Raw genomic sequence first — 24,967 nt, 5'->3', positions numbered from 1 at the left:
TCTCATCACCATGCAAGCATCCTCCACCATGACCACCGCACCGGCTGGCAACCGCTGGCAGTTCTGGATCGACCGGGGCGGCACCTTCACCGACATCGTGGCCAAGCGGCCCGATGGCTCCCTGACCACCCACAAGCTGCTGTCCGAGAATCCCGAGCAGTACAAGGACGCTGCTGTGGCAGGCATCCGTCACCTGCTGGGCCTTGCGCCTGGCGAGCCGGTGACACCCGCGCTGGTCGAATGCGTGAAGATGGGTACCACCGTGGCCACCAACGCATTGCTGGAACGCAAGGGCGAGCCCACGCTGCTGGTCACCACACGCGGTTTTCGCGATGCGCTGCGCATCGCCTACCAGAATCGCCCGCGCCTGTTTGACCGCCACATCCAGCTGCCCGAGCTGCTCTACACCGAGGTCATCGAAGCCCGTGAGCGCATGGGCGCCCATGGCGACGTGCTGCAGAACCTGGACGAAGCCACCTTGCGCGGTGACCTGCTGGCGGCCTATGGGCGCGGCCTGCGCAGCGTGGCCATTGTGTTCATGCACGGCTACCGCTATGCCCAGCACGAAAAGGCGGCGCAGCGCATTGCACGCGAGATCGGCTTCACGCAGATCAGCACCTCGCACGAAACCAGCCCCATGATGAAGTTCGTGAGCCGGGGCGACACCACGGTGGTGGATGCCTACCTCTCGCCCATCCTGCGCCGCTATGTGGAGCAGGTGGCCTGCGAGATGCCAGGCGTCAAGCTGTTCTTCATGCAGTCGTCTGGTGGCCTGACTGATGCGGGCACGTTTCAGGGCAAGGACGCGATCCTGTCTGGCCCTGCGGGCGGCATCGTCGGCATGGCGCGCACGGCGGGCCTGGCGGGGCACGAAAAAGTCATCGGCTTTGACATGGGCGGCACGTCCACCGATGTGAGCCACTACGCCGGTGCGTTCGAGCGCGAGTTCGAGACCCACGTGGCTGGCGTGCGCATGCGTGCGCCCATGATGAGCATCCACACGGTGGCGGCGGGCGGTGGCTCGGTGCTGGCGTATGACGGTTCCCGTTTTCGTGTGGGCCCCGAAAGCGCAGGCGCCAACCCGGGCCCCGTGAGCTACCGCCGTGGCGGCCCGCTGGCCGTGACCGATGCGAACGTGATGGTGGGCAAGGTGCAGCCGCGTTACTTCCCCAGCGTGTTCGGCCCCGCTGCCAATGAAACGCTGGACGCCGACGCGGTGCGCGCCCGTTTTCAGGAGATCGCCACCCAGACCCAGCGCCAACCCGAGGAAGTGGCCGAAGGCTTCATCCAGATTGCCGTGCAGCAGATGGCCAACGCGATCAAGAAGATCAGCGTGGCGCGCGGGTATGACGTGACCCGCTACACCCTGCAGTGTTTTGGCGGCGCGGGCGGCCAGCATGCCTGCCTGGTGGCCGATGCGTTGGGCATGTCGCGCGTATTCGTGCACCCGCTGGCCGGTGTGCTCAGCGCCTATGGCATGGGCCTGGCCGACCAGACCGTGATCCGTGAGCAGGCGGTGGAGATGCCGCTGGCTGCAGAGTCCCTGCCGCTGATCGCCGAACGCCTGGACACGCTGGGCAATGCCGCGCAGGCCGAGCTGGAGCGCCAGCAGGTCAGCACCAACCCCGTGCAGGTGCGCCACAACGTGCATGTGCGCTACGAGGGCACAGACTCGGCCCTGGTCGTGCCGTTTGGCGACATGGCCAGCATCCAGGCTGCGTTTGAAACGGCCTACCGCCAGCGTTTTGCCTTCCTCATGGCGGGCAAGTGCCTGGTGGTGGAGGCTGTATCGGTCGAGGCCGTGATTGCAGGCGATGCCCCCGCCGAGCCGCGCCTGGCGGTGCACCCGCATCGCAAGCACCCGCAGCGCGAAACCGTGCGCATGTATTCGGGAAGCCAGTGGCACGACGCCGCCCTGGTGGTGCGTGAAGACCTGCGCCCCGGCGACGTGATCCCCGGTCCGGCCATCATTGCCGAGAAGAACACCACCACCGTGGTGGAGCCCGGCTGGTCTGCGCGTCTGACCGATCTGGACCACCTGGTGCTGGACCGCGTCACCGCCCGCAAGGTGCAGTACGCCGCCGGCACCACGGTGGACCCGGTGCTGCTGGAGGTGTTCAACAACCTGTTCATGAACATCGCCGAGCAGATGGGGCTGCAGCTGCAGAACACGGCCTACTCGGTCAACATCAAGGAGCGCCTCGATTTCAGCTGCGCGCTGTTCGATGCTGCAGGTAACCTGATCGCCAACGCGCCCCACATGCCCGTGCACCTGGGCAGCATGGGCGAGAGCATCAAGACCGTGATCCGCGAGAACGCGGGCAAGATGCACCCGGGCGATGTGTACATGCTCAACGACCCGTACCACGGCGGCACCCACCTGCCCGATGTGACGGTGATCACGCCGGTCTATGTGTCCGAAGGTGCCGAGCCCACGTTTTATGTGGGCAGCCGGGGCCACCATGCGGACATTGGCGGCACCACGCCGGGCTCCATGCCGCCGTTCTCCACGCGCATCGATGAAGAGGGCGTGCAGATCAACAACGTGAAGCTGGTGGACCGGGGTATCTTCCTGGAGGAAGAAGTGCGCACACTGCTGGCCACGGGCGGTGGCACCACGCCATACCCCAGCCGCAACCCGCAGCAGAACCTGGCCGACCTGCGTGCGCAGATCGCCGCCAACGAAAAGGGCGTGCAAGAGCTGTCGAAGATGGTGGACCAGTTTGGCCTGGATGTCGTGCAGGCCTACATGCGCCATGTGCAGGACAACGCCGAAGAGTCCGTGCGCCGTGTGATCACCCACCTCAAGGACGGCCAGTTCACGCTGCCGCTGGACAACGGCGCGCAGATCAGCGTGGCGGTCAAGGTGAATGTGGCCGAGCGCAGTGCAGTGATCGACTTTGCGGGCACCAGCGCGCAGCAGATGAACAACTTCAACGCCCCGCGTGCCGTGTGCATGGCGGCCGTGCTGTATGTGTTCCGCACGCTGGTGGACGATGACATCCCGCTCAATGCCGGGTGCCTCAAGCCGCTGCAGGTCATCATCCCGCAGGGGTCCATGCTCAATCCCAACCCGCCGGCCTCGGTGGTGGCGGGCAATGTGGAGACCTCCACCTGCATCACCAACGCGTTGTTTGGCGCGCTGGGCGTGATGGCGGGCAGCCAGCCCACCATGAACAACTTCACCTTTGGCAATGCGCAGTACCAGTACTACGAAACCATCGCCGGTGGCAGCGGCGCGGGCGCGGTGCTGGATGCCTCGGGCCAGGCCGTGCGTGGCTTTGATGGCACCAGCGTGGTCCAGACCCACATGACCAACTCGCGCCTGACCGACCCCGAGGTGCTGGAGTTCCGCTTTCCGGTGGTGCTCGACAGCTACGAGATCCAGCGCGGCTCGGGCGGTGCAGGCCGCTGGGCGGGGGGCGACGGTGGCGTGCGGCGTGTGCGGTTCCTGGAGGCCATGACGGCCAGCATCCTTTCGAACGGGCGCCTGAATCCCGCCTTCGGCATGGCAGGCGGCCAGCCGGGCCGCGCGGGCGCCAACCGGGTGCTGCGTGCCAACGGCCAGGTCGAGGAGCTGGGCCACATCGGCGCTGCACTGATGGAGCCGGGTGACGTGTTCGAGATCTCCACACCCGGCGGTGGCGGGTTTGGAGAGTGTGTCGCGCACTGACCGCCGCGATAGGGGCGGGCGCTGGCTGCAGTTGCTGCCAGCGCCGCCTTCGGTCCTGCATTCGGCCCCGCCGAGTGCGGGGCATGGATGAACCAGGAGAACGCTCATGAACTACTTGCCCGCTACAGCTGGGGTCTCTCACGCCACCTCCTTGCCTGGAGCGCTTCTTGATGCAACCGCTCAGGGGCCACGGGCCGACGAGGCCCAGGCGCCAGTTGTGGCCCAGCGGGGGCGCCGCAGCCTGAGCGTGGGCCAGAAGCTCGCGGCCAGCTTCGGCATCCTGGGCCTGGCTGTGGCGCTGCTGGGGGCCACCACCTGGATGACGGGTGAGGGCACGGGCCGCCAGGCCGCGCTGCTGACGGCGGAGCAACTGCCCATCGAACGCTCGGTGCGCGACTGGAAAACGCAGTCGGTGGCCATCGGCCAGATTGCGCTGCGCGCCACGCTGTCGTCGGACGTGTTCCCGCTGGTGGCCGAGATGCGCACCCAGCTGGCCGCCGAAGACGCCCTGCGCAAGCGCATCGAGACAGCCCTGGCCCAGGCCTCGACCGCCGAAAGCACCAAGCCCCTGTGGGCCGAGGCCCAGGCGCAGCGGCAGCGCTATGCGGTGCTGCGCGATGCGCTGGTGCAGAACGCCCTCGAAGCCAAGATCATCAGCCAGAAGGAGCTGCAGGAGCATGCCGCCGCCCTGGCCCAGTACCTCAAGGCCATCGACCAGTTGCTGGCAGCGTCGGAGCAGGCATCGCTAAAAGCGGGCGACAGCATGATCAGCGATGCCTCGCGCGCGCAGTGGATCAGCGCCATTGCGGTGCTGGTGGTGGTGGGCCTGTCGGCGCTGTTTGGCTGGCTGCTGCGGCGCTCCATCGTGCTGCCGCTGCGCCAGGCCTCAGAAGCCGCTGCGGTGGTGGCGCGGGGCGATCTCACGGTGCGCATGGACACGCAGCGCACCGACGAGATCGGCCAACTGCTCATGGCGCTCAACCGCATGGTCGAGTCCCTGCACTACGTGGTGACCGAGGTGCGCGATTCGGGCGAGTCCATCCATGTGGCCAGCTCCGAGGTGGCGGCGGGCAACACCGACCTGAGCGCCCGCACCGAGCACGCGGCCAGCAACCTGCAGCAGACGGCGGCCAGCATCGCCCAGCTGGCGCAGATGGTGGCGGCCAATGCCGACAGCACACGCCAGGCCAACGCACTGGCCCACAGCGCCACGCAGGTGGCCAGCAAGGGCGGTGAGGTGGTCCACCAGGTGGTCAAGACCATGGAGGAGATCAACGCCAGCAGCAAGAAGATTGCCGACATCGTGGGCATCATCGACGGCATTGCGTTCCAGACGAACATCCTGGCGCTCAACGCCGCCGTGGAGGCCGCCCGCGCGGGCGAGCAGGGGCGTGGTTTTGCCGTGGTGGCCAGCGAGGTGCGCGGCCTGGCCGGGCGCAGCGCCAACGCGGCGCGAGAGATCAAGGCGCTGATTTCCGACAGCGTGGCCAAGGTGAGCGATGGCGCCAGATTGGTGGTGACCGCAGGCTCCACCATGGGCGACATCGTGCACAGCGTGGAACGCGTGACCACGCTGATGTCCGAGATCAACGAGGCCAGCAGCGAACAGAGCACACAGATCGGCCAGGTGAGCCAGGCGGTGGACCAGCTCGACCACATGACGCAGCAGAACGCCGCGCTGGTGGAAGAGGGCGCTGCAGCCGCCCAGAGTCTCAAGGACCAGGCCAACCGGCTGGCCGGTGCGATGGGCCAGTTTCAGCTGGCGCGGACGGCGTAAAAATCAATAAAAAAAGGGGCCATGCGCGGGCCCCTTAAGCATTGTTTGCTATCAATTTTGATTACATGCCTGAATAGTTCGGACCACCGCCGCCTTCGGGTGTCACCCACACGATGTTTTGTGTGGGGTCCTTGATGTCGCAGGTCTTGCAGTGCACGCAGTTCTGCGCGTTGATCTGCAGGCGCTGGGCGTTGCCGCCCTTGGCTTCATCGGCCACGAACTCGTACACACCGGCGGGGCAGTAACGGGCCTCGGGGCCTGCGTACTTGGTCAGGTTGATGTTGACCGGCACGCTCGCGTCCTTGAGCGTGAGGTGGGCGGGCTGGTTCTCTTCGTGGTTGGTGTTGCTGATGAACACGCTGGAGAGGCGGTCGAACGTGAGCTTGCCATCGGGCTTGGGGTAGACGATGGGCTTGCACTCGGCAGCGGGCTTCAGGTAGGCGTGGTCGGGCTTGTCGCGGTGCAGCGTCCAGGGGATGTGGCCGCGCAGCACGAACTGCTCGAAACCGTTCATCAGCGTGGCCGTGGTCAGGCCGTACTTGAACCAGTTCTTGAAGTTGCGGTCCTTGTTCAGCTCGGTGTAGAGCCAGCTTGCCTCGAAGGCTTCGGGGTAGGCGGTCAGCTCGTCGTGCTGGCGGCCCGCCACCACGGCGTCATAGGCGGCTTCGGCAGCCAGCATGCCGGTCTTGATGGCGGCGTGGCTGCCCTTGATGCGGCCCACGTTCAGGTAGCCCGCGTTGCAGCCCACCAGTGCGCCACCCGGGAACACCGTCTTGGGCAGGGCGTTGATGCCGCTGGCGTTGATGGCGCGCGCGCCATACGACAGGCGCTTGGCCGTGATCTCGCCCTTTTCGTTCTCGAAGTAGTAGCGGACGTTGGGGTGCGTCTTCCAGCGCTGGAATTCCTCGAATGGGCTGAGGTAGGGGTTGGTATAGCCCAGGCCGGTGACGAAGCCCAGGGCCACCTTGTTGCCCTCCAGGTGGTACAGGAAGGCGCCGCCGTAGGTGTCGTTTTCCATGGGCCAACCGGCGGTGTGCATCACAAAGCCGGGCTGGTGCTTCTTGGGGTCGATTTCCCACAGTTCCTTCACGCCGATGCCAAAGCTTTGCGGGTCGCGGTCCTTGTCGAGGTGGAACTTGGCGATCAGCTGCTTGCCCAGGTGGCCGCGTGCGCCTTCGGCAAACACGGTGTACTTGCCCAGCAGCTCCATGCCGAGCTGGAAGTTCTCGGTGGGCTCGCCATCCTTGCCGATGCCCATGTTGCCGGTGGCTACGCCCTTGACGGAGCCATTGTCGTTGTAGAGCACCTCGGCAGCCGTAAAACCGGGGAAGATTTCCACGCCCAGGGCTTCGGCCTGCTCGCCCAGCCACTTGGTGAGCGCACCCAGGCTGATGATGTAGTTGCCGTGGTTGTGTGCAAACGGCGGCAGGAACATGTTGGGCACACGAAAGCCCGATTTTTCACCAAGGAAGATGTAGGCGTCGTCGGTGACGGGCTGATTCAGTGGTGCACCGCGCTTTTTCCAGTCGGGGATCAGCTCGGTCAGCGCCTTGGGGTCCATGATGGCGCCCGAGAGGATGTGCGCGCCAGGTTCTGAGCCTTTTTCGAGCACCACGACCGAGACATCCTGGCCCTTTTCGGCCGCCAATTGCTTCAGGCGGATGGCTGTGGCCAAGCCGCCAGGGCCACCGCCAACGACCACCACGTCGTATTCCATGGATTCGCGGGGGCCATATTGGGCGAGGATTTCTTCGTTTGTCATGGGCTTCTCGTCGGGCGTTTGATAATGGACTATTGTCGGCAGAGCATGGGCCAGACCCTGTCTGTCTGGCGACTGATTGTATTCACGGAATATGGACAATCGAACGACCGTTCTTTTTTGATCAGTGGGGAGACTCTAAATGGCGTACAGCATCGACTTGTCGGGCCGCGTGGCCTTCATCACCGGCGCATCCAGTGGCCTGGGCGCGCAGTTTGCGCGCACGCTGGCGCGTGCCGGTGCCGGGGTGGTGCTGGCCAGCCGCCGGGTGGAAAAACTCAAGGAACTGCGCGCGCGCATCGAAGGCGAGGGCGGTGACGCCCATGTGATCGAACTCGACGTGACCGACCACGCTTCGATCAAGTCCGCCGTGGCACACGCCGAGACCGAGATGGGTTCCATCGACATCCTGATCAACAACTCGGGCGTGAGCACCACCCAGCGCCTGCAGGACGTGACGCCCGAGGACTACGACTTCATCTTCGACACCAATGTGAAGGGCGCCTTCTTTGTGGCGCAAGAGGTGGGCAAGCGCATGCTGGCCCGCTCGCGCGGCGCGGCGCCGGGCAGCTTCACGGGTGGGCGCATCATCAACATCGCGTCGATGGCGGGCCTCAAGGTGCTGCCGCAGATCGGCGCCTACTGCATGAGCAAGGCCGCCGTGGTGCAGATGACCCGCGCGATGGCGATGGAGTGGGGAAAGTTCGGCATCAATACCAATGCCATCTGCCCCGGCTACATCGACACCGAGATCAACCACCACCACTGGGACACCGAGCAGGGCCAGAAGCTCATCGCCATGCTGCCACGCAAGCGCGTGGGCAGCCCGCAGGACCTGGATGCGCTGCTGGTCATGCTGGCCAGTGACCAGAGCCATTTCATCAACGGCGCGGTGATTGCGGCCGACGACGGTTTTGCGGTCTGATCCCCAGGGAACATGCGGGCATGAAGATCGAAATCCCTGAGGTCAAAAAGCTGGTCTTTGAGACACGTTTCCCGGTGCGATGGGGCGACATGGACGCGATGGGCCATGTCAACAACACGGTGTACTTCAGGTACCTGGAAACGGCGCGCATCGACTGGATGGTGTCGGTGGGCTGCAACCCCGACCCACGCGGCCAGGGGCCGGTCATCGTCAATGCGTTCTGCAATTTCTACAAGCAGCTCGAATACCCGGCAGACGTGTTGCTCAAGCTCTACGTGAGCGACCCTGGCCGCACCACGTTCGAGACCTGGGGCACGATGGAACGCGTGGACCAGCCCGGCGTGATCTGCGCTGCAGGTGGAGCCACCACCATCTGGGTGGACTTCCCGCAGCAGAAGGCCGCGCCGCTGCCGGACTGGATGCGTGCGCTTGTCACCTGATGGACGAAGGCGGGCTGGGGGGCTGCGGTGGCAAAGCCATGCAATGGGCCACGGGCATGCCCCTGTTTTGCGTCACGCCCAGCAGAAGCACAAGGCGCAGCTCTGGCAGGTAGCGGATGGCGGTCTGCGGAGCGCTGTAACCAAGGTCATCGACCAGGGGTTCGCGCATGCGCACCGCTTGCCCGCTGGGCAGGTGTTCGATCTGCAGCGTGCGGGTGCCGGTGTAGAAGGTGGTGTCTATCAGGCCTTCCGAACCAAAGAAGCCGCCGCGTACCTGGGCCTTGCGCCGCTGCCCATCAAATGAAGTGCTGATGCGCAACTGCCCATCGCGGCTTGTGCAGGTACCTTCGAAGGCTGCAGCGCAGTCCATGGGCAACGGATTGCGCTGCACCACAACGGGTTCCATCGCACCTGTCTTGAGTACATCCATGGGCACCTGCGCCAGGTGTGCACACACCCCGTCGGGCACCACCGCCCAGGCCGTGGCGCCCGGCAGGTCGGGAATCTGCAGCCGTGGCACGCCCGCGCCTGCGCTCAGGTAGTAGGCGGGTGGTTCGCCCTCGGCTCGGTACAGCGATGACGACATCAGCGGCGACAGGGCGCCCTGGGGCACTTGCAGTGGCAGGGGGTGCACTGGCCAGGAGCCCGATGGCGCGCCAAATCCAGCAGCCTGTGCCAGGCTGCACGCCATGGCCTGGCCCAGTGCCAGCAGCATAGCTGCGGTGCCATTGGAGTGCAGGCGAAGGCGAGGCATGGTGTCAGGCTGCCTTGGGCTTGGGCACGCGGCCCATCAGATAGAACTCGGGGTTGGGCAGCATGCCCGCAAAGCTGGCCATGCGGTTGGACAGGCCGAAAAACGCGGTAATGGCCGCAATGTCCCAGATGTCCTCGTCGTCAAAGCCGTGGGCATGCAGCGCGGCAAAGTCGGCGTCCTCGATCTCGTGCGAGCGCTGGCAGACCTTCATCGCAAAGTCGAGCATGGCGTGCTCGCGAGGGTTGATGTCGGCCTTGCGGTAGTTCACGGCCACCTGGTCGGCGATGAGAGGTTTCTTTTCGTAGATGCGCAGGATCGCGCCGTGCGCCACCACGCAGTACAGGCACTGGTTGGCGGCGCTGGTGGTGGTGACGATCATCTCGCGCTCGCCTTTGGTCAAGCTGCCTTCCTCTTTCAGCATCAGCGCATCATGGTAGGCAAAGAACGCGCGCCACTCGGCCGGGCGGCGTGCAAACGCCAGGAACACGTTGGGGATGAAACCCGCCTTCTCCTGCACTTCCACAATGCGTGCGCGGATGTCTTCGGGCAGGGTGTTCAGGTCGGGAAAAGGGTAGCGGCTCACGGCGGTCTCCTGGGGTTGTTGTGATGGATACCGCAAGTATCACGGATGGATCAAGGGTGCCAGTGGGTGGCCCGCACCGGGCTTTGTGCGGGCGCAGCCGAATTGCCCGCCAGCGCATACGACAACTGGGTGGCCGCAGCCATCACCGTCTGCGCCAGCGCTTCGAGTTTTTCGGCGGGCAGGCGCGATGCCGGGCCCGAGATGCACACCGAGCCCATCAGCCGCCAGTGCATGCCGAACACGGGCGCTGACACCGTGGCCACGCCCTGTTCGCGTTCGCCAATCGACCAGTGGTAGCCCTTCTTGCGAATCTCTTCATAGGCCTTACCCGGCTCGCCCGAAAACGCCAGGATCACGCGGCCCGGCGAGCCCTTGTCCAGTGGCAGGCCCTCGCCCATGCGCGCGTGGTGGCGCAGCGCCTGCGGGCCTTCCACGCGCACGAGGCAGGTGCGCACATTGCCTTCGCGTACGTAAAAGGCCGCGCTCTCGCCGGTGGCGTGGGTCAGCTCGCGCAGCGCGGGCTCCAGCACGTTCTGCACATCAAAACCGGCCTGGTAGCGCGCGCCCAGCCAGCCCGCAGCGGGCCCCAGGCGCCAGTCGCCGTCCTCGCGCTGCACCATGAAGCCTGACTGCGCCAGCGTGCGCGCCAGGCGCAGCACGGTGGTCTTGTGCAGGCCGCAGCGGCGGCTCAACTCGGCCAGGGGCAGGCTGGATTCGCCCAGGGCAAAGGCCTCCAGCACCTGCAGGGCGCGTGTGACGGCGATGACTCCACCACCACCGGGTTCTGCATCTGCCGATGCCACGGCACGGGGCGCGGGGGCGGGTTGGGAGGGCTTGGTGGGGTGGTTGCTCATGATGCAATTCGTTTCATGGTGCGCAACTGCATTGTATGGGTTGAAACGTCTGCGTACAGTCGCACCCACGGCGCCGGGCCAGAACACGTATCACAACAAAGGCCCGCAGACCGGTGTGACGAACCACCCCAACGGAGACAAATCCATGACCGCCTTCACTTCGCTTTCGCGCTCCCTGTGCGCTGCCTTCCTGGGCCTTGCGGCCGCAGCCGTGCCCACCGGCGCAGCCCTGGCGCAGGCCGCATACCCGAACAAGCCCATCCGCCTCATCGTGCCTTTCCCTCCCGGTGGTGGCACCGACATGATCGCGCGCACCGTGGCGCAAAAGCTCGCGGACCAGAACAAATGGAACGTGATCGTGGACAACCGTCCCGGCGCGGGCGGCAACCTGGGCGTGGATGCCGTCGCCAAGTCGCCCGCCGATGGCTACACGCTGGTCATGGGCCAGACCAGCAACCTGGCCATCAACCCCACGCTGTACCCCAAGCTGCCCTACGACCCGATCAAGGACCTGGTGCCCGTGGCGCTGGTGTCGTCTTCTCCCATCGTGATGGCCGCGCCCATCAACTCCCCCTTCAAGAGCTACGCCGACGTGGTGGCGGCCGCCAAGGGCAAGCCCGATGCGCTCACGCTGGGCTATTCGGGCAACGGCACCGTTGCCCACCTGGCAGGCGAACTGGCGGAAGACGCGGCAGGCATCAAGCTGCGCCACATCCCCTACAAGGGCGCCGCCCAGGCCATGACGGACCTGGTGGGCGGGCAGATCGACCTGTACATGTCCTCCGTGCCCACGCTGCTGGGCCAGGTGCGCAACGGCAAGCTCAAGGTCATCGCCATCACCTCGGCCAAACGCTCGCCGCAGCTGCCCGATGTGCCCACGCTGGCCGAATCTGGCTACAAGGGCTTCGAGGCCGTGACCTGGTTTGGCATCCTCGCGCCTGCTGGCACGCCCGCACCCATCGTGGCGCAGCTCAACAAGGCCATCAACGTGGCCCTGCAGCAGCCCGATGTGGCCGACAAGCTTCGCTCCGAAGGCGGCGACGTGCTGGGCGGCACGGCCGAACAGTTCAGCCAGCTGCTCAAGGCCGAAGTGCCGCGCTGGGCCAAAATCGTGAAGGACTCGGGCGCCAGCCTGGACTGACACCGCCGCCCGCACCGCAGCCCCACCCACGCTCGCCCAGCCATCGCCATGTCCCGCGATTGCCTTGCCACGCCCGTCCCGTTCTCGGCGGGCACCGCCGCGCCACACACCGCTCTGCCTGCTGGCGCCTGCGATTGCCATGTGCATGTGTATGACCAGCGGTTTCCTGCCGCACCCGGCGCCAGGCTGTTGCCACCCGATGCCTCGGCCCAGGACTACCGCGCGCTGCAGCAGCACATCGGCACCACGCGGGTGGTGCTTATCACGCCCTCGACCTATGGCAGTGACAACCGCTGCCTGCTCGAAGGGCTGGCCGCGCTCGCGGCGATGGGCGTGGAGGCGCGCGGCGTGGCCGTGATTGACGGCCGCGAAAGCGACGCCGAACTGCACCACCTGCATGCTGCCGGTGTGCGCGGCGTGCGGCTCAACCTGTCGCTGGGAGTGTCGGGTTCGGTGGACTCCATCGTGCCGCTGGCCCACCGCATCGCACCGTGGGGCTGGCATCTGCAGTTGCTGATGCCGCCCGAGCAGCTGGCAGAGCAGGGCGCCGTGCTCGGCCAGTTGCCCGTGCCGCTGGTGTTTGACCACTTCGGGCGCATCGCCCCCGCGCAGGCCGGGCGCCATGCCGCACATGCGGTGCTGCTGGGGCTGCTGCAAAGCGGGCGGGCGTGGGTGAAGCTGTCGGGGGGCTACATCGTGAGCAGCCTGCATTCGGTGGAAGACCCGCTGCTCGACGCCCTGGCCGCCAGCTACCTGCGTTGCGCGCCCGGGCGTGTGGTGTGGGGCAGTGACTGGCCCCACGCCACGGCATCGGCCGGTGTGCAGCCCCTGCCCGACGACGCCCGCCAGGTGGACCGACTGGCGGACTGGACCACAGCCTGCGGCGGCCCTGCGCTGCTGCACCAGGTGCTAGTGGACAACCCGCAGGCGCTCTACGGCTTCGGCCGCCCGCTGTGACAACCCCTTTGTTCGATTGTTTGGAAGGCATTGCCATGACCACCACTTCACGCACTCTTCATCGCATCGCCCGCCGCAGCCTGCTGGCTCTGGGGGGAGCCATGCTGGCTGTGCCTGCCTGGGCCCAGGCAGACTGGCCGGGCGACAAGCTCATCACCTGGGTGATGCCGTACCCCGCAGGCGGCAGCACCGATGTGCTGGGCCGCAACATCGCGCAGCGCCTGGGCCCGGCCCTGGGCACCAACGTGATCGTGGACAACAAGGCGGGCGCCACCGGCACCATTGGTGCGGCCTTTGTGGCCAAGGCGCAGCCCGATGGATTCACCTTGCTGGGCACCTCGATCGGCCCGCAGGCGATTGCGCCACACCTCATGGCCAAGCTGCCGTATGACCACATCACGGCGTTTGAACCCGTGGTCACCGTGGGCACCATTCCGCACATCCTGGTGGTAGGGGCCAACCAGCCGTTCAAGAACGTGGCCGACCTGCTGGCTGCCGCCAAGGCGCAGCCAGGCAAGCTCGCGTTTGCCTCGGGCGGCAACGGCACCATCCTGCAGATGCAGGGCGAGCTGCTGCAGCAGCAAACGGGCGCACGCTTCATCCACGTGCCCTACAAGGGCGACACCCCGGCGCTGCAGGACACGCTGGCCGAGCAGGTGCAGTTCATGTTCGCACCCGCCGCCGCTGCGTTGCCCCATGTGCAGGCGGGCAAGCTGCGCGCGCTGGCCGTCACGTCGGCCCAGCGCCTCAAGCCGCTGCCTGCCGTGCCCACGATGGGCGAGGCGGGCCTGAAGGACTTTGTGGTCGAGCAGTGGCAGGCCGTGTTTGCACCGGCCAAAACGCCTGCGGCCGTGGTGCAGCGCCTGAACCATGAAATCAACAAAACCCTGAAAGACCCTGCCGTGGTCGCCCTTGCCGACAAGCTGGGCGTGACGCTGGTGGGTGGCACGCCCCAGCAGCTGGGCGACCTGCAAAAGGCCGACTCCGCCAAGTGGGCCAAGGTCATCAAGGACGGAAACATCCAGGCCGATTGAGCCCGGCCCGCACTCGGCCCCTTTGCGCATTCCTCACATTCTTTTTCTATCGAACGGAACCCACCATGAGCCAACTCCCCGAAATCATCCGCACCATTGAGCGCGTGGGCGCCGACGTGGTGACCCAGGCCGCAACCTACCAGGCCGCGATCCTGGCCGACGTGGCGGGCCGGCGCGGCACGATGCACGGCCGCGTGGCGCCGGTGCACCAGAGCATGAAGGTAGCGGGCCCCGCCTTCACCGTGGAAGTGCGCCCCGGCGACAACCTCATGATCCACGCTGCCATTGCGCTGGCCCAGCCGGGCGACGTGCTGGTGATCGACGGCAAGGGCGACCAGACCGCCGCGCTGATGGGCACGCTGATGCTCAGCGCCTGCAAGAAGCGTGGCCTGGCGGGTGTGATCGTGGACGCCGCCATCCGCGACAAGCTGGAGCTCCTGGAGCTGGACTTCCCCGTGTTCAGCGCAGGTTTCAACCCCGCAGGCCCCACCAAATATGTGCCCGGCCGCATCAACCATCCCATCTGTGCCGGTGGCGCGGTGGTGAACCCCGGTGACCTGGTGGTGGGCGACGCCGATGGCGTGGTCGTCATCGAACGCGAAAAGGCCCCCGGCATGCTGGCCCTGGCCGACAAGAAGGTGGCTGACGAAGCCGCCCGCATCGAAGCCATTGCCCGTGGCGACACCGCATCGAAATGGCTGCCCGCTGCACTGCGCGCTGCCGGTGTTCTCAAGGAAGGGGAATCGCTGTGAGCAACGCAACCCACCCCGTCATCATCGTGACCGGCGCCGACCTGGCGCAACAAGCCCTGGATTTGCTCACAGGCTACGAAGTCGTCTATGCAGGCAAGACGCCTACCGAAGACGACATGGTGGCCCTGTGCCGCGCGCACAACCCCGTGGCCATCATCGTGCGCTACGGCAAGGTGGGCGCGGCGGTGATGGACGCAGCCCCCGCCCTCAAGGTCATCTCCAAGCACGGCAGCGGCACCGACACCATCGACAAGGTGGCTGCCAAAGCCCGTGGCATTGAGGTGGTGGCCGCCGTGGGCGCCAACGCCGCCGCCGTGGCCGAACAGGCCCTGGCCCTGCTGCTGGCCTGCGCCAAATCCGTGGTGGCATTGGATGCGCGCATGCACGTCGGCCACTGGGACAAGGCCACGCACAAGAGCCTGGAGCTGGGTGGCCGCACCGTGGGCCTGGTGGGCCTGGGCGCCATCGGCCTGCGTTTTGCCAAGATGGCCGACGCGCTGGGCATGCGTGTGATCGGTTTCGACCCCTTCGCCAAGAACCTGCCCACTTATGTGCAGAGCGTTCCCCTCGAAACCCTCTGGCGCGAAGCGGATGCAATCTCGCTGCACTGCCCGCTGACCGACGAGAACCGCGGCATGCTGAACGCCACCACGCTGGCGCAATGCAAGCGCGGCGTGATCGTGGTGAACACCGCGCGGGGCGGTCTGATCGACGAGGCCGCGCTGCTGGCTGCCGTGCGTTCGGGCCAGGTGATGGCTGCGGGGCTGGACAGCTTTGCAGTCGAGCCCATGGTGGCGGGCCATCCGTTCCAGGGTGAGAAGAACGTCATCCTGTCGCCCCACATCGGCGGCGTGACCAGCGATGCCTACGTGAACATGGGCGTGGGTGCAGCCCAGAACCTGCTGGCCGTGCTGGCCCGCACTCCTGGCGAAGTGGCGGCGGCTGCTGCTGCCTGACGACAGCCACGCGCTGAACACAAAAAGAAAAAGGCATGGGGCAGGGCGCCCCGGCCTGTGGAGACAACGATATGCACCAAATTGTGAAGAAAAAAGCGGCCTCTGCGCGCGTCCATCAAGCGCTGATAGCTATTGTTTGTATAGCATCTGGCGCTGCAGGGGCGCAAACCGCATACCCCCACAAGCCTGTGAAGCTGGTGGTGGGGTTTGCCGCAGGCGGCCCCACCGACGTGGTGGCGCGCGCGTTTGCCGACCACGCCAGCCGCGCGCTGGGCCAGCCCTTTGTGGTGGACAACAAACCTGGCGCCAACACCATCCTGGCCGCCCAGGCAGTGGCCAGCGCACCGGCCGATGGCTACACGCTGCTGTTTGGCGCCACCAACCACACCATGATCCCGGGGCTGTATGCCGGGCGGGTCAAGTTTGATGCAGTCAAATCGTTCAAGCCGCTGTGCACCGTGGCCACCAGCCCCACGGTGCTGGTGGTGGGGCAGGCCCTGCCGGTGAAGTCGCTGGCCGACTACATGGCCCGTGCGCGCAAGGAGCCGGGGCGCTTGTCTGCGGGCACGGCGGGTGTGGGCAGTTCGGGCCACTTTGCCACTGAGATGTTTGCCCGCGCCAACAACCTGCAACTGAATCACGTGCCCTACAAGGGCGCTGCGCCCGTGGTGACGGACCTGGTGGGCGGCCAGCTCGACAGCTCGTTTGCCACGCTGGGCTCGGTGCTGCCGCAGATCAAGAGCGGCAAACTCACTGCGCTGGCCGTGGCGTCGCCCAAGCGGTCGTCGCTGCTGCCCGACGTGGCCACGTTTGCCGAAGCCGGTGGTGGCAACTATTCGGCCGACGCCTGGTATGGCCTGCTGGCCCTGGCGGGCCTGGACGACGCCATAGCCCAGCAGCTGGAGCGCGTGGCCCGGGACTTTGTGCAAAGCCCTGCGACCGCTGACAAGCTGCGTGGCCTGGGGCTGGGCGCCGATGCCACCTGCGGCGCCGCGTTTGCCAGCCAGGTGGGCCGCGAGGTGGTTACCTACACACAGATTGCGCGCGATCTGGACCTGAAGGCGGACTGAGCTGCAGAAACCGCCGCACTTTTTACGCCCCAACATTCAATCCCGCGAGGAGACTCCCCATGTTCCGTTTTGTGAAACCCCTGATCGCCGCCTGCGCCCTGACCGCTGGCCTGGCCCATGCCGCCTTCCCTGAGCGGCCCATCACCCTTGTCGTGCCCTACGCCCCCGGCGGCGCGGCAGATGCCGTGGCCCGCGTGGTGGCCACGCGCCTGGGGATCAAGCTGGGCACCAGCGTGGTGGTGGACAACAAGGCCGGGGCCAGCGGCACCATTGGCGCCAGCTTTGTGGCCAAGGCCCCGGCCGACGGCTACACCATGCTGTACGACGCCACGCCGCATTCCATCAACCCGCACCTGTTCCCCAAGATGCCGTATGCCAGCAACGCGCTGCAGCCGCTGTCGCTGGTGATGCTGGCGCCCAACGTGCTCATCGTGAGGGCCGATGCGCCCTTCAAGAACGTGGGCGACCTCATCGCCAAGGCCAAGGCGCAGCCCGGCAAGATCAACTTTGCCTCGGGCGGCAGCGGCACGGTGCAGCGTCTGGCGGCGGAGCTGTTCCGTCAGCAGCTGGGGCTGGACATGGTGCATGTGCCCTACAAAAGTGGCGGCCCCGCCATCACCGATGTGATGGGTGGGCAGGTGGACTTCATGTTTGGCACCGTGGCTGCCACCTACCCGCATGTGTCGGGTGGCAAGCTGCGCGCGCTGGCCGTGTCGGCGCCTGAGCGTTCCAAGCGCCTCCCCGACGTGCCCACCGTGGCCGAGGCCGCCGTTCCGGGCTACGAGGCCTTTGAATGGAATGGCGTTTTCCTGCCCGCCGGCACGCCCGCCCCTGTGGCCACCCAGCTGCAGCAGGCGCTGCAGGAGGTGCTGAAGGAAGACGAGGTGAAGCAACGCCTGGCCGACATGGGTGCACAGCCCGTGGGCTCCACGCCCGCCGACTTTGCCGCCTTTCTGAAGAAGGAAGACGCGAAGTGGGGCGAGGTGGTCAAGAAGGGCAATATCAAGCTGGACTGAGCCATGCCTTTGCCTGCGCTGACTGCGCCTGTGCCGCACTCGGCGGGCCTGGACCGCCCCCAGCGCCCGCTGCCGCCCGGCGCGTGCGACAGCCACATGCACATCTTCGATCCGCGGTTTTCTCCGTCGCCCCACTGGCCGCGCACGCCGCCCCATGCACCCGTGGCTGCCTACCGGCAGCTGCAGCAGCGCCTTGGAACCTCGCGCGCGCTGGTGGTCACGCCCTCGACCTATGGCACCCACAACGCCTGCACGCTGGATGCGCTGGACCAACTGGGCGACAGCGCACACGGCGTGGCCGTGGTGGACCACGGCGTGAGCGACGCGGAGCTGGCCCACCTGGCCGCCCGGCGCGTGCGCGGCCTGCGGATCAACTTTGTCTCGCCCCAGTCCTGGGGCACCACGACCCCTGAGATGCTGGCCACGCTGGCGGGCAAGGTGGTGCGCCATGCAGACTGCAATGGCTGGCACATCCAAGTGTTTGCACACCCGGAGCAGATCGTGGCGCTTGAACCTGTGCTGCGCGCCATGCCGGTGCCGCTGGTCATCGACCACCTGGGGCGCATGGATCCGGCCGAAAGGCCGTCGTCTGAGGCGATGGGCGCGCTGCGCCGGTTGCTGGACGGGGGCAACACCTGGGTCAAACTTTCGGGCGCCTACATGCGCTCCCGCGTGCAGGGCCCAAGCTACGCCGACACGCTGCCGCTGGGCCGCGCGCTGGTGTTGGCCGCACCTGAGCGCCTGGTGTGGGGCAGCGACTGGCCCCACACCACCGAGGCACCGGGCAGTGTGAACGATGCCGACCTGGTGGGCCTGCTGCACGCCTGGGCGGGATCGGAGGCTGTGATGCACCGCATCCTGGTGGACAACCCGGCGCGGCTGTATGGTTTCGAGGCCATTTCCTGACAACGAGGGACTTTTCCATGTTTCTTCTGCAACCCCCTGAGATCCGCGATCTGGCCTTGTTCAGCGCCATGCCCGAGGCCTTCCGCCGCCCGGAGCGCAGTGCCTGGGCCGACGCCAACCGGGGCGGCACCATCACCGACTCGTTCCTCGAAGGCCCGGTGTTCGACGGTGCAGGCAACCTGTACGTGACCGACATCCCCTGGGGCCGCATCTTCCGCATCGACCCCGAGGGCGCGTGGACGCTGGTGGCCGAGTACGACGGCGAACCCAACGGCATGAAGTTCATGGACGCAGACACGCTGCTGGTCACCGACTACAAGAACGGCCTCATGCGGCTGGATGTCGCCACCGGCACCGTCACGCCCTACCTGGAGCGCCGCAACAGCGAACGCTTCAAGGGGGTGAACGATTTGATCTTCGACGCCGAAGGCAACCTGTATTTCACCGACCAGGGCCAGAGCGGGCTGCACGACCCGAGCGGCCGCCTGTACCGCCTGCGCCCCAACGGGCAGCTTGACCTGCTGCTGGCGAATGTGCCCAGCCCGAACGGCGTGGCACTGTCGCCCGACGGCCGTGTGCTGTACCTCGCCGCCACGCGTGGCAACTGCGTGTGGCGCGTGCCGTTGCTGCCCGATGGCAGCGTGGCCAAGGTGGGACAGTTCTTCACGTCATATGGCCCGAGTGGCCCCGACGGGCTGGCCGTGGATGCGCAGGGGCGGCTGCTGGTGGCCAACCCGGGCCTGGGCTATGTGTGGGTGCTCAACCACCGGGCCGAGCCCGTGCTGGTGCTGCGCGGGCCTGCGGGCGCCTCTACCACCAACCTGGCGTTTGGCGGAGAAGGGCGCACCGTGGTGTACGTGACCGATTCCACCCATGGCCACATCCTGCATACGCAGATGGAGGTGGGTGGGCTGCCGTTGGCACGGCCGCGCTGATTGGGTGGTCGCTCTGGCGGGGTGCATTTTCGGAAACACCAATGGTGATGGGATGTTCTATTGAAATTGACTATTAAAGGGATTCAATCGATTCAATTTACCTGTCATCGATTGCTTCCTACCATCTGTCCTGTCGATACGTTCATTCACGTTCCTACAGGAGATGCCCCATGACCACCGAAGCCAAGTGCCCCTTTGACCACACCAAGGCGGTGCCCACAGGCCCCCGCAATGCCGACTGGTGGCCCAACCAGCTCAATCTCCGCCCCCTGAACCAGAACTCGCCGCTCACCGACCCGATGGGTGACGGCTTCAACTACGCCGAAGAATTCAAGACCCTGGACCTGGCGGCCCTGAAGAAGGACCTGCATGCGGTCATGACCGATTCGCAGGACTGGTGGCCTGCAGACTTTGGCCACTACGGCCCATTGTTTGTGCGCATGGCCTGGCACAGCGCGGGCACCTACCGCCTGGCGGACGGCCGTGGTGGCGCGGGGGCCGGGCAGCAGCGTTTTGCGCCGCTCAACAGCTGGCCCGACAACGCCAACCTGGACAAGGCGCGGCGCCTGCTCTGGCCCGTCAAGCAAAAATATGGCCGCAAGATTTCGTGGGCCGACTTGATGATCCTGGCGGGCAACGTGGCGCTGGAATCCATGGGCTTCAAGACCTTTGGCTTTGCCGGTGGCCGTCCCGACGTGTGGGAGCCCGATGAGAACGTGTACTGGGGTGCCGAATCCACCTGGCTGGCGGGCGACAAACGCTACAGCGGCGAGCGTGACCTGGCCAACCCCCTGGCCGCCGTGCAGATGGGCCTGATCTATGTGAACCCCGAAGGCCCGAACGGCAACCCTGACCCCATCGCCGCCGCGCGCGACATCCGCGACACCTTCGCCCGCATGGCCATGGACGATGAAGAGACCGTGGCCCTGATTGCTGGCGGCCACACCTTTGGCAAGACCCACGGTGCAGGCGACGCTGCGCTGGTGGGCAAGGAGCCCGAAGGCGCAGGCATCGAAGAGCAGGGCCTGGGCTGGAAGAGCAGCCATGGTTCTGGCAAGGCTGGCGACACCATCACCAGCGGCTTGGAAGTCACCTGGACCACCACGCCCACGCAGTGGAGCAACAACTTCTTCGAGAACCTGTTCGGCTACGAATGGGAGCTGACCAAGAGCCCGGCGGGTGCCCACCAGTGGACGGCCAAGGGCGCGGCAGCCACGATCCCGCACGCCCACGACCTGTCGAAAAAGCTGGTGCCCACCATGCTCACCACCGACCTGTCGTTGCGCTTTGACCCGGCCTACGAGAAGATCTCGCGCCGCTTTTTGGCGCACCCCGAGCAGTTTGCCGATGCGTTTGCGCGTGCCTGGTTCAAGCTCACGCACCGCGACATGGGGCCGCGTGCACGCTACCTGGGGGCTGAAGTGCCTGCTGAAGTGCTGGTGTGGCAAGACCCGATCCCGGCGGTGGACCACGCGCTGGTCGATGCGCAAGACATCGCAGCGCTCAAGGCCCAGGTGCTCGCCTCGGGCCTGTCAATCTCGGAGCTGGTGTCCACGGCCTGGGCGTCTGCTTCCACATTCCGGGGCGGCGACAAGCGCGGTGGTGCCAATGGCGCGCGCATCCGTCTGGCGCCACAGAAGGACTGGGCCGTGAACCAACCCGCGCAGCTAGCCAAGGTGCTGGGCCAGCTCGAAAAGATCCAGCAGGCGTTCAATGCGGCGCAGACGGGCGGCAAGAAGATCTCGCTCGCTGACCTGATCGTGCTGGCCGGCGGCGCCGCCGTCGAGGCCGCAGCGAAGCAGGCGGGACAGAACGTGACCGTGCCCTTCACCCCCGGCCGCACGGATGCATCGCAGGACCAGACCGATGTGCCTTCGTTCGAGGTCATGGAGCCCGTGGCCGATGGTTTCCGCAACTATGTGCGCCCCGGCCTGGAAGGCGCAGTGGCCGAGTTGCTGGTGGACCGTGCCAACCAGCTCACTCTGACGGCACCCGAGATGACGGTGCTGATCGGTGGCCTGCGCGTGCTGGGTGCCAATGTGGGCCAGGCGCCCCATGGTGTCTTGACGCAGCGCCCTGGCACCCTGAGCAATGACTTCTTCGTGAACCTACTCGACATGCGCACCCAATGGCAGAAGTCGGCGGGCGCAGCCGGTGTGCTGGACGGTGTGGACCGCAGCACGGGCGCCAAGAAGTGGACAGGCACGGTGGCCGACCTGGTGTTTGGCTCCAACGCGGTGCTGCGTGCGCTGGCCGAGGTCTACGCCAGCAGCGATGCGCAGGCGGTGTTTGTGCAGGACTTCGCCCGCGCCTGGACCAAGGTGATGAACCTGGACCGGTTTGATCTGGCGACGACCAAGGCCTGAGCGTTATGCCCGCGCCCCCTGCAGGTCCCGAGGGACGCCGCAGGGGGTGTTTTTATGGGTGCGCGCCTTGTGCGTGCAGGGGGGCGGCTACGATGGCGGCCCCAACTGAACCAGATAGCCCGCATGACCCAACCATCCACACCCTCCACCAAGGACTTCGACAAAGGCCTGGCCACGCGCAAGCAGGTCATGGGCGAGGACTTTGTGGCCAATGCCTTTGGCAACGCCACCGAATTCACCCAGCCGATCCAGGAGTTCATCACCCGCAATGCCTGGGGCGACGTGTGGCAGCGGCCGGGGCTGGACATGAAGACGCGCAGCCTGATCACCGTGGCTTTTCTGACGGCGCTGGGCAAGCAGCATGAACTCAAGGGCCATGTGCGTGGCGCGCTCAACAACGGCGCCACGTCGGCAGAGATCCAGGAAGTGCTGCTGCACGCCAGCATTTATTGCGGGCTGCCTGCAGCCGTGGAGGCCTTCCGCACTGCTGCCGAGGTGATCGACGGACCCAAGAAGGGCTGACGACGCGGTCTTCCGCTTGGACTGCTTCCTGTCGCCCGTAGAACTTGCATGCACCAAGCCAGCGCCACCGTGGAACTGGCTTTGCCAGGCCACTGGTGGCGTTCCCCTCAGGGGGAAGGCGCGAAGCGACTCAGGGGGGCTATCCCCCCGCCAGCAGCTTGTGCACCAGGTCGGCAGCGGTGGAGGCGTTGTACTTGCGCATGAGGCGTGCGCGGTAGATCTCCACCGTGCGGTGGCTGATCTCCAGCGCACGGCCAATCTCCTTGGAGGTCAGCCCCTCCAGCAGGCGCGCAGCCACCTCGCGCTCGCGGCCGGTGAGTTCGGCCTTCACGGTGCGTTGCGAACTCAGGTCTTCAAAGCTCCAGATGCCTGAAGCGTGCGGATTCTCGCGGTTGAGCGCGCGACCCGAGACATGGCACCAGAACACTTCGCCATTGGCGCGCTTCATGATGCGGTTGTCCGCATAGTGGCCCTTGGCGTTCAGGATGGGCTCCATATGGGCCCCAAGCCGTTCATATTCGTCGGCGCTGGGATAGAGTATCTGGAACGACTGGCCAATCAGCACCTCGCGCGAGGCGCCGAACATCTCGCACACGTGCCGGTTGCAATCGACCATGGTGCGGTTGCGTGACAGCACCAGCCCCACGGGGGCCATGTCGAAAGCCAGTCGGTAGTCAACGTCCATAGTGCAAGTCTTTACGAGAAACTACTTATTTAGATACGTAGTATCGTAGCGCATCCCATTCATAAGGAGATCGTGGTGAACAAGATATTCCCCTCCGCAGCCGAAGCCCTGAAGGGCGTGGTTGCAGACGGCCAACTCATGGCTGTTGGCGGTTTCGGGCTGTGTGGCATTCCTGAAGCCCTGATCGACGCGCTGCGCGATTCGGGTGCAAAGAACCTCACCGTGATCTCCAACAACGCGGGCGTGGATGGCTTTGGCCTGGGCAAGCTGCTCGAAACCCGCCAGATCAAGAAGATGATCTCGTCGTATGTGGGCGAGAACAAGGAGTTCGAGCGCCAGTACCTGGCGGGCGAGCTGGAGCTGGAATTCACCCCCCAGGGCACGCTGGCCGAAAAGCTGCGCGCGGGCGGCGCGGGCATCCCGGCCTTCTTCACCAAGACCGGCGTGGGCACCATCGTGGCCGACGGCAAGGAGCTGCGCGAGTTCGATGGCGAAACCTATGTGATGGAGCGCTCCCTGGTGCCCGAAGTCTCGCTGGTCAAGGCCGACGTGGCCGACAAGTCGGGCAACCTGCGTTTCAATCTGACGGCACGCAATTTCAACCCCGCAGCGGCCACCGCTGGCAAGGTCTGCATCGTTGAAGTGGAAAAGATTGTGGAAGTGGGCGAGCTGGCCCCCGACGACATCCATCTGCCCGGCATCTACGTGCACCGCATCGTGCTCAATGCCAACCCCGAAAAGCGCATCGAAAAACGAACGATCACCGAGAAAGCAGGAGCCTGACCATGCCGTGGACCCAAGACCAGATGGCCGCCCGTGCGGCCCAAGAACTCGAAGACGGCTTTTATGTGAACCTGGGCATTGGCATTCCCACGCTGGTGGCCAACTTCACCGGTGACAAGGAGGTGTGGCTCCAGTCCGAGAACGGCATGCTGGGCATCGGCCCCTTCCCGACCGACGACAAGGTGGACCCGGACCTGATCAACGCTGGCAAGCAGACGGTGACCACCATCAAGGGCTCGTCCATCTTCGGCAGCGATCAGTCGTTTGCCATGATCCGTGGCGGCAAGATCAATCTGTCCATCCTGGGTGCCATGCAGGTCAGCGAAAAGGGCGACCTGGCCAACTGGATGATCCCCGGCAAGATGGTCAAGGGCATGGGCGGCGCCATGGACCTGGTGGCGGGCGTCAAGCGCGTGATCGTGCTCATGGAACATGTCGCCAAGAAGAAAGACGGCACTGAAGATCTGAAGATCCTGCCCGCCTGCACGCTGCCCCTCACGGGCGTGGGTGTGGTGGACCGCATCATCACCGACCTGGCTGTGCTGGACGTGACGCCCGAAGGCCTCAAGCTCATTGAGCTGGCCCCCGGCGTGACGTTTGAAGCCCTGCAGGCCAAGACGGGCGTTACGCTGATTAAGTAATACACCTGCTCGCAGCCATGCGTTGGCTGCTTGGCATGCAGCAAAAAAGGCCGGAGCCCCGCAAGGGACTCCGGCCTTTTGTATGGCATTTGCACTTCACGACCGGCCTGCACAGGCTGGCTGGAATTACATGGCGCTGAATTCGCCCGAGGGGATCTGACCCGTACGCAGGGCTTCAGCAGCCTGGGCACGTACCGCAGCGCGGTCGGCCGTGGACTTGTAGGTCACCACACGCGAACCTGCGGGTTCGATAGAGCGGGTCTGGGCCACAGTAGCGGCTTCAGCAGCCACTTCAGCACGGGTGCGGTTGGTGTCGAACTTCAGAGCGAACTGCGAGCCATCGGCTTCGTCAGCGTGGGCGCCGAAAGCAGAGAAAGCAGCCACAGCAGCGATGGAGATGATGCGAGCGGTCTTGTTCATGGTGAAACTCCGATGAAA

At 65.8% G+C, this 24,967-nt stretch carries 23 protein-coding genes; 17 read left to right on the top strand and 6 right to left on the bottom strand.

Annotated features, from left to right (window positions below; translation table 11 throughout):
• The first annotated feature begins 10 nt into the window (after nt 1–10).
• Complete coding sequence (locus ACSQ3O_RS14495; protein WP_436139398.1) at nt 11–3,673, top strand: hydantoinase B/oxoprolinase family protein; 3,663 nt, start codon at nt 11–13, stop codon at nt 3,671–3,673.
• A 106-nt stretch (nt 3,674–3,779) separates the two neighbouring features.
• Entirely contained in the window at nt 3,780–5,450 is a 1,671-nt protein-coding gene (locus ACSQ3O_RS14490; RefSeq protein ID WP_436139397.1) for a methyl-accepting chemotaxis protein, read from the top strand.
• A 61-nt stretch (nt 5,451–5,511) separates the two neighbouring features.
• Here the strand turns inward: ACSQ3O_RS14490 and ACSQ3O_RS14485 are convergent, their stop codons facing one another.
• The gene (locus ACSQ3O_RS14485) at nt 5,512–7,212 is read right to left on the bottom strand and encodes an electron transfer flavoprotein-ubiquinone oxidoreductase (protein WP_436139396.1); all 1,701 of its coding nucleotides are present in this window, start codon (nt 7,210–7,212) and stop codon (nt 5,512–5,514) included.
• Nucleotides 7,213–7,351: 139 nt separating this feature from the next.
• Between ACSQ3O_RS14485 and ACSQ3O_RS14480 the strand changes: the two genes are divergently transcribed.
• Both ACSQ3O_RS14480 and ACSQ3O_RS14475 read left to right on the top strand, forming a co-directional pair.
• Nucleotides 7,352–8,134, top strand: coding sequence for an SDR family oxidoreductase (locus tag ACSQ3O_RS14480; RefSeq protein ID WP_094290647.1), 783 nt, complete (start codon nt 7,352–7,354; stop codon nt 8,132–8,134).
• Between the two features lie 20 nt (nt 8,135–8,154).
• Nucleotides 8,155–8,574, top strand: a complete 420-nt coding sequence (locus ACSQ3O_RS14475; protein ID WP_436139395.1) for an acyl-CoA thioesterase — start codon at nt 8,155–8,157, stop codon at nt 8,572–8,574.
• Here ACSQ3O_RS14475 and ACSQ3O_RS14470 read toward each other — a convergent pair.
• From ACSQ3O_RS14470 to ACSQ3O_RS14460, 3 genes are read right to left on the bottom strand one after another with little or no spacing between them, the layout of a single operon-like run.
• A complete protein-coding gene (locus ACSQ3O_RS14470) occupies nt 8,567–9,328 on the bottom strand; it encodes a hypothetical protein (protein ID WP_436139394.1) in 762 nt (253 codons plus the stop codon). The genes ACSQ3O_RS14475 and ACSQ3O_RS14470 overlap by 8 nt on opposite strands.
• A 4-nt stretch (nt 9,329–9,332) precedes the next feature.
• Nucleotides 9,333–9,911 (bottom strand): peroxidase-related enzyme, encoded by a 579-nt coding sequence (locus tag ACSQ3O_RS14465; RefSeq protein WP_436139393.1) that lies wholly within the window; start codon nt 9,909–9,911, stop codon nt 9,333–9,335.
• Between the two features lie 50 nt (nt 9,912–9,961).
• Entirely contained in the window at nt 9,962–10,765 is an 804-nt protein-coding gene (locus ACSQ3O_RS14460) for an IclR family transcriptional regulator (protein ID WP_436139392.1), read from the bottom strand.
• Between the two features lie 145 nt (nt 10,766–10,910).
• Between ACSQ3O_RS14460 and ACSQ3O_RS14455 the strand changes: the two genes are divergently transcribed.
• The 11 genes from ACSQ3O_RS14455 to ACSQ3O_RS14405 all read left to right on the top strand — a co-directional run bounded on the left by ACSQ3O_RS14455 (nt 10,911) and on the right by ACSQ3O_RS14405 (nt 22,420).
• Complete coding sequence (locus ACSQ3O_RS14455; RefSeq protein WP_436139391.1) at nt 10,911–11,906, top strand: Bug family tripartite tricarboxylate transporter substrate binding protein; 996 nt, start codon at nt 10,911–10,913, stop codon at nt 11,904–11,906.
• Between the two features lie 48 nt (nt 11,907–11,954).
• Nucleotides 11,955–12,863: an amidohydrolase family protein gene (locus ACSQ3O_RS14450; RefSeq protein WP_436139390.1), complete on the top strand. Its 909-nt coding sequence runs from the start codon at nt 11,955–11,957 to the stop codon at nt 12,861–12,863.
• Nucleotides 12,864–12,898: 35 nt separating this feature from the next.
• The gene (locus ACSQ3O_RS14445; RefSeq protein WP_436139389.1) at nt 12,899–13,897 is read left to right on the top strand and encodes a Bug family tripartite tricarboxylate transporter substrate binding protein; all 999 of its coding nucleotides are present in this window, start codon (nt 12,899–12,901) and stop codon (nt 13,895–13,897) included.
• A gap of 65 nt (nt 13,898–13,962) precedes the next feature.
• Nucleotides 13,963–14,649: an RraA family protein gene (locus tag ACSQ3O_RS14440; protein ID WP_436139388.1), complete on the top strand. Its 687-nt coding sequence runs from the start codon at nt 13,963–13,965 to the stop codon at nt 14,647–14,649.
• A complete protein-coding gene (locus tag ACSQ3O_RS14435; RefSeq protein WP_436139387.1) occupies nt 14,646–15,605 on the top strand; it encodes an NAD(P)-dependent oxidoreductase in 960 nt (319 codons plus the stop codon). The genes ACSQ3O_RS14440 and ACSQ3O_RS14435 overlap by 4 nt, the downstream gene beginning before the upstream one ends.
• A 71-nt stretch (nt 15,606–15,676) precedes the next feature.
• Complete coding sequence (locus ACSQ3O_RS14430) at nt 15,677–16,675, top strand: Bug family tripartite tricarboxylate transporter substrate binding protein (RefSeq protein WP_436139386.1); 999 nt, start codon at nt 15,677–15,679, stop codon at nt 16,673–16,675.
• A gap of 59 nt (nt 16,676–16,734) precedes the next feature.
• Nucleotides 16,735–17,691 (top strand): Bug family tripartite tricarboxylate transporter substrate binding protein, encoded by a 957-nt coding sequence (locus ACSQ3O_RS14425; protein ID WP_436139385.1) that lies wholly within the window; start codon nt 16,735–16,737, stop codon nt 17,689–17,691.
• A 3-nt stretch (nt 17,692–17,694) separates the two neighbouring features.
• Nucleotides 17,695–18,597 carry an amidohydrolase family protein gene (locus ACSQ3O_RS14420; RefSeq protein WP_436139384.1) on the top strand — a complete coding sequence of 301 codons (903 nt, stop codon included), beginning with the start codon at nt 17,695–17,697 and terminating at the stop codon, nt 18,595–18,597.
• 17 nt (nt 18,598–18,614) lie between these two features.
• A complete protein-coding gene (locus ACSQ3O_RS14415) occupies nt 18,615–19,532 on the top strand; it encodes an SMP-30/gluconolactonase/LRE family protein (RefSeq protein WP_436139383.1) in 918 nt (305 codons plus the stop codon).
• 170 nt (nt 19,533–19,702) lie between these two features.
• Nucleotides 19,703–21,898, top strand: a complete 2,196-nt coding sequence (gene katG / locus ACSQ3O_RS14410; RefSeq protein WP_436139382.1) for a catalase/peroxidase HPI — start codon at nt 19,703–19,705, stop codon at nt 21,896–21,898.
• Nucleotides 21,899–22,021: 123 nt separating this feature from the next.
• Nucleotides 22,022–22,420 (top strand): carboxymuconolactone decarboxylase family protein, encoded by a 399-nt coding sequence (locus ACSQ3O_RS14405; RefSeq protein ID WP_137748991.1) that lies wholly within the window; start codon nt 22,022–22,024, stop codon nt 22,418–22,420.
• A gap of 139 nt (nt 22,421–22,559) precedes the next feature.
• On the opposite strand, the gene ACSQ3O_RS14400 is transcribed toward ACSQ3O_RS14405, so the two are convergent.
• A complete protein-coding gene (locus ACSQ3O_RS14400) occupies nt 22,560–23,105 on the bottom strand; it encodes a PAS and helix-turn-helix domain-containing protein (protein WP_137748992.1) in 546 nt (181 codons plus the stop codon).
• Nucleotides 23,106–23,180: 75 nt separating this feature from the next.
• Here ACSQ3O_RS14400 and ACSQ3O_RS14395 point away from each other — a divergent pair, with 75 nt between their 5' ends.
• Complete coding sequence (locus ACSQ3O_RS14395; RefSeq protein ID WP_063462793.1) at nt 23,181–23,888, top strand: CoA transferase subunit A; 708 nt, start codon at nt 23,181–23,183, stop codon at nt 23,886–23,888.
• A gap of 2 nt (nt 23,889–23,890) precedes the next feature.
• Nucleotides 23,891–24,529, top strand: coding sequence for a 3-oxoacid CoA-transferase subunit B (locus tag ACSQ3O_RS14390; protein WP_436139381.1), 639 nt, complete (start codon nt 23,891–23,893; stop codon nt 24,527–24,529).
• 126 nt (nt 24,530–24,655) lie between these two features.
• Here the strand turns inward: ACSQ3O_RS14390 and ACSQ3O_RS14385 are convergent, their stop codons facing one another.
• The gene (locus ACSQ3O_RS14385) at nt 24,656–24,949 is read right to left on the bottom strand and encodes a DUF4148 domain-containing protein (RefSeq protein ID WP_137745186.1); all 294 of its coding nucleotides are present in this window, start codon (nt 24,947–24,949) and stop codon (nt 24,656–24,658) included.
• Nucleotides 24,950–24,967: the final 18 nt, after the last annotated feature.

This window comes from Acidovorax sp. LjRoot74, assembly GCF_964254355.1.
Taxonomy (GTDB): Bacteria; Pseudomonadota; Gammaproteobacteria; order Burkholderiales; family Burkholderiaceae_C; genus Acidovorax.
The sequence above is the reverse complement of the archived record's forward strand: the minus strand, read 5'-3'. Positions and strand labels throughout refer to the sequence as shown.

What these genes read in the sequence shown, in the direction of transcription:
- ACSQ3O_RS14455 (WP_436139391.1), top strand. Translation starts at nt 10,911, where the DNA reads ATGACCGCCTTCACTTCGCTTTCGCGCTCCCTGTGCGCTGCCTTCCTG.
- ACSQ3O_RS14420 (WP_436139384.1), top strand. Translation starts at nt 17,695, where the DNA reads ATGCCTTTGCCTGCGCTGACTGCGCCTGTGCCGCACTCGGCGGGCCTG.
- ACSQ3O_RS14445 (WP_436139389.1), top strand. Translation starts at nt 12,899, where the DNA reads ATGACCACCACTTCACGCACTCTTCATCGCATCGCCCGCCGCAGCCTG.
- ACSQ3O_RS14475 (WP_436139395.1), top strand. Translation starts at nt 8,155, where the DNA reads ATGAAGATCGAAATCCCTGAGGTCAAAAAGCTGGTCTTTGAGACACGT.
- ACSQ3O_RS14430 (WP_436139386.1), top strand. Translation starts at nt 15,677, where the DNA reads ATGCACCAAATTGTGAAGAAAAAAGCGGCCTCTGCGCGCGTCCATCAA.
- ACSQ3O_RS14390 (WP_436139381.1), top strand. Translation starts at nt 23,891, where the DNA reads ATGCCGTGGACCCAAGACCAGATGGCCGCCCGTGCGGCCCAAGAACTC.
- ACSQ3O_RS14470 (WP_436139394.1), bottom strand. Translation starts at nt 9,328, where the DNA reads ATGCCTCGCCTTCGCCTGCACTCCAATGGCACCGCAGCTATGCTGCTG.
- ACSQ3O_RS14490 (WP_436139397.1), top strand. Translation starts at nt 3,780, where the DNA reads ATGAACTACTTGCCCGCTACAGCTGGGGTCTCTCACGCCACCTCCTTG.
- katG (WP_436139382.1), top strand. Translation starts at nt 19,703, where the DNA reads ATGACCACCGAAGCCAAGTGCCCCTTTGACCACACCAAGGCGGTGCCC.
- ACSQ3O_RS14480 (WP_094290647.1), top strand. Translation starts at nt 7,352, where the DNA reads ATGGCGTACAGCATCGACTTGTCGGGCCGCGTGGCCTTCATCACCGGC.
- ACSQ3O_RS14425 (WP_436139385.1), top strand. Translation starts at nt 16,735, where the DNA reads ATGTTCCGTTTTGTGAAACCCCTGATCGCCGCCTGCGCCCTGACCGCT.
- ACSQ3O_RS14400 (WP_137748992.1), bottom strand. Translation starts at nt 23,105, where the DNA reads ATGGACGTTGACTACCGACTGGCTTTCGACATGGCCCCCGTGGGGCTG.
- ACSQ3O_RS14415 (WP_436139383.1), top strand. Translation starts at nt 18,615, where the DNA reads ATGTTTCTTCTGCAACCCCCTGAGATCCGCGATCTGGCCTTGTTCAGC.
- ACSQ3O_RS14450 (WP_436139390.1), top strand. Translation starts at nt 11,955, where the DNA reads ATGTCCCGCGATTGCCTTGCCACGCCCGTCCCGTTCTCGGCGGGCACC.
- ACSQ3O_RS14485 (WP_436139396.1), bottom strand. Translation starts at nt 7,212, where the DNA reads ATGACAAACGAAGAAATCCTCGCCCAATATGGCCCCCGCGAATCCATG.
- ACSQ3O_RS14495 (WP_436139398.1), top strand. Translation starts at nt 11, where the DNA reads ATGCAAGCATCCTCCACCATGACCACCGCACCGGCTGGCAACCGCTGG.
- ACSQ3O_RS14440 (WP_436139388.1), top strand. Translation starts at nt 13,963, where the DNA reads ATGAGCCAACTCCCCGAAATCATCCGCACCATTGAGCGCGTGGGCGCC.
- ACSQ3O_RS14460 (WP_436139392.1), bottom strand. Translation starts at nt 10,765, where the DNA reads ATGAGCAACCACCCCACCAAGCCCTCCCAACCCGCCCCCGCGCCCCGT.
- ACSQ3O_RS14385 (WP_137745186.1), bottom strand. Translation starts at nt 24,949, where the DNA reads ATGAACAAGACCGCTCGCATCATCTCCATCGCTGCTGTGGCTGCTTTC.
- ACSQ3O_RS14405 (WP_137748991.1), top strand. Translation starts at nt 22,022, where the DNA reads ATGACCCAACCATCCACACCCTCCACCAAGGACTTCGACAAAGGCCTG.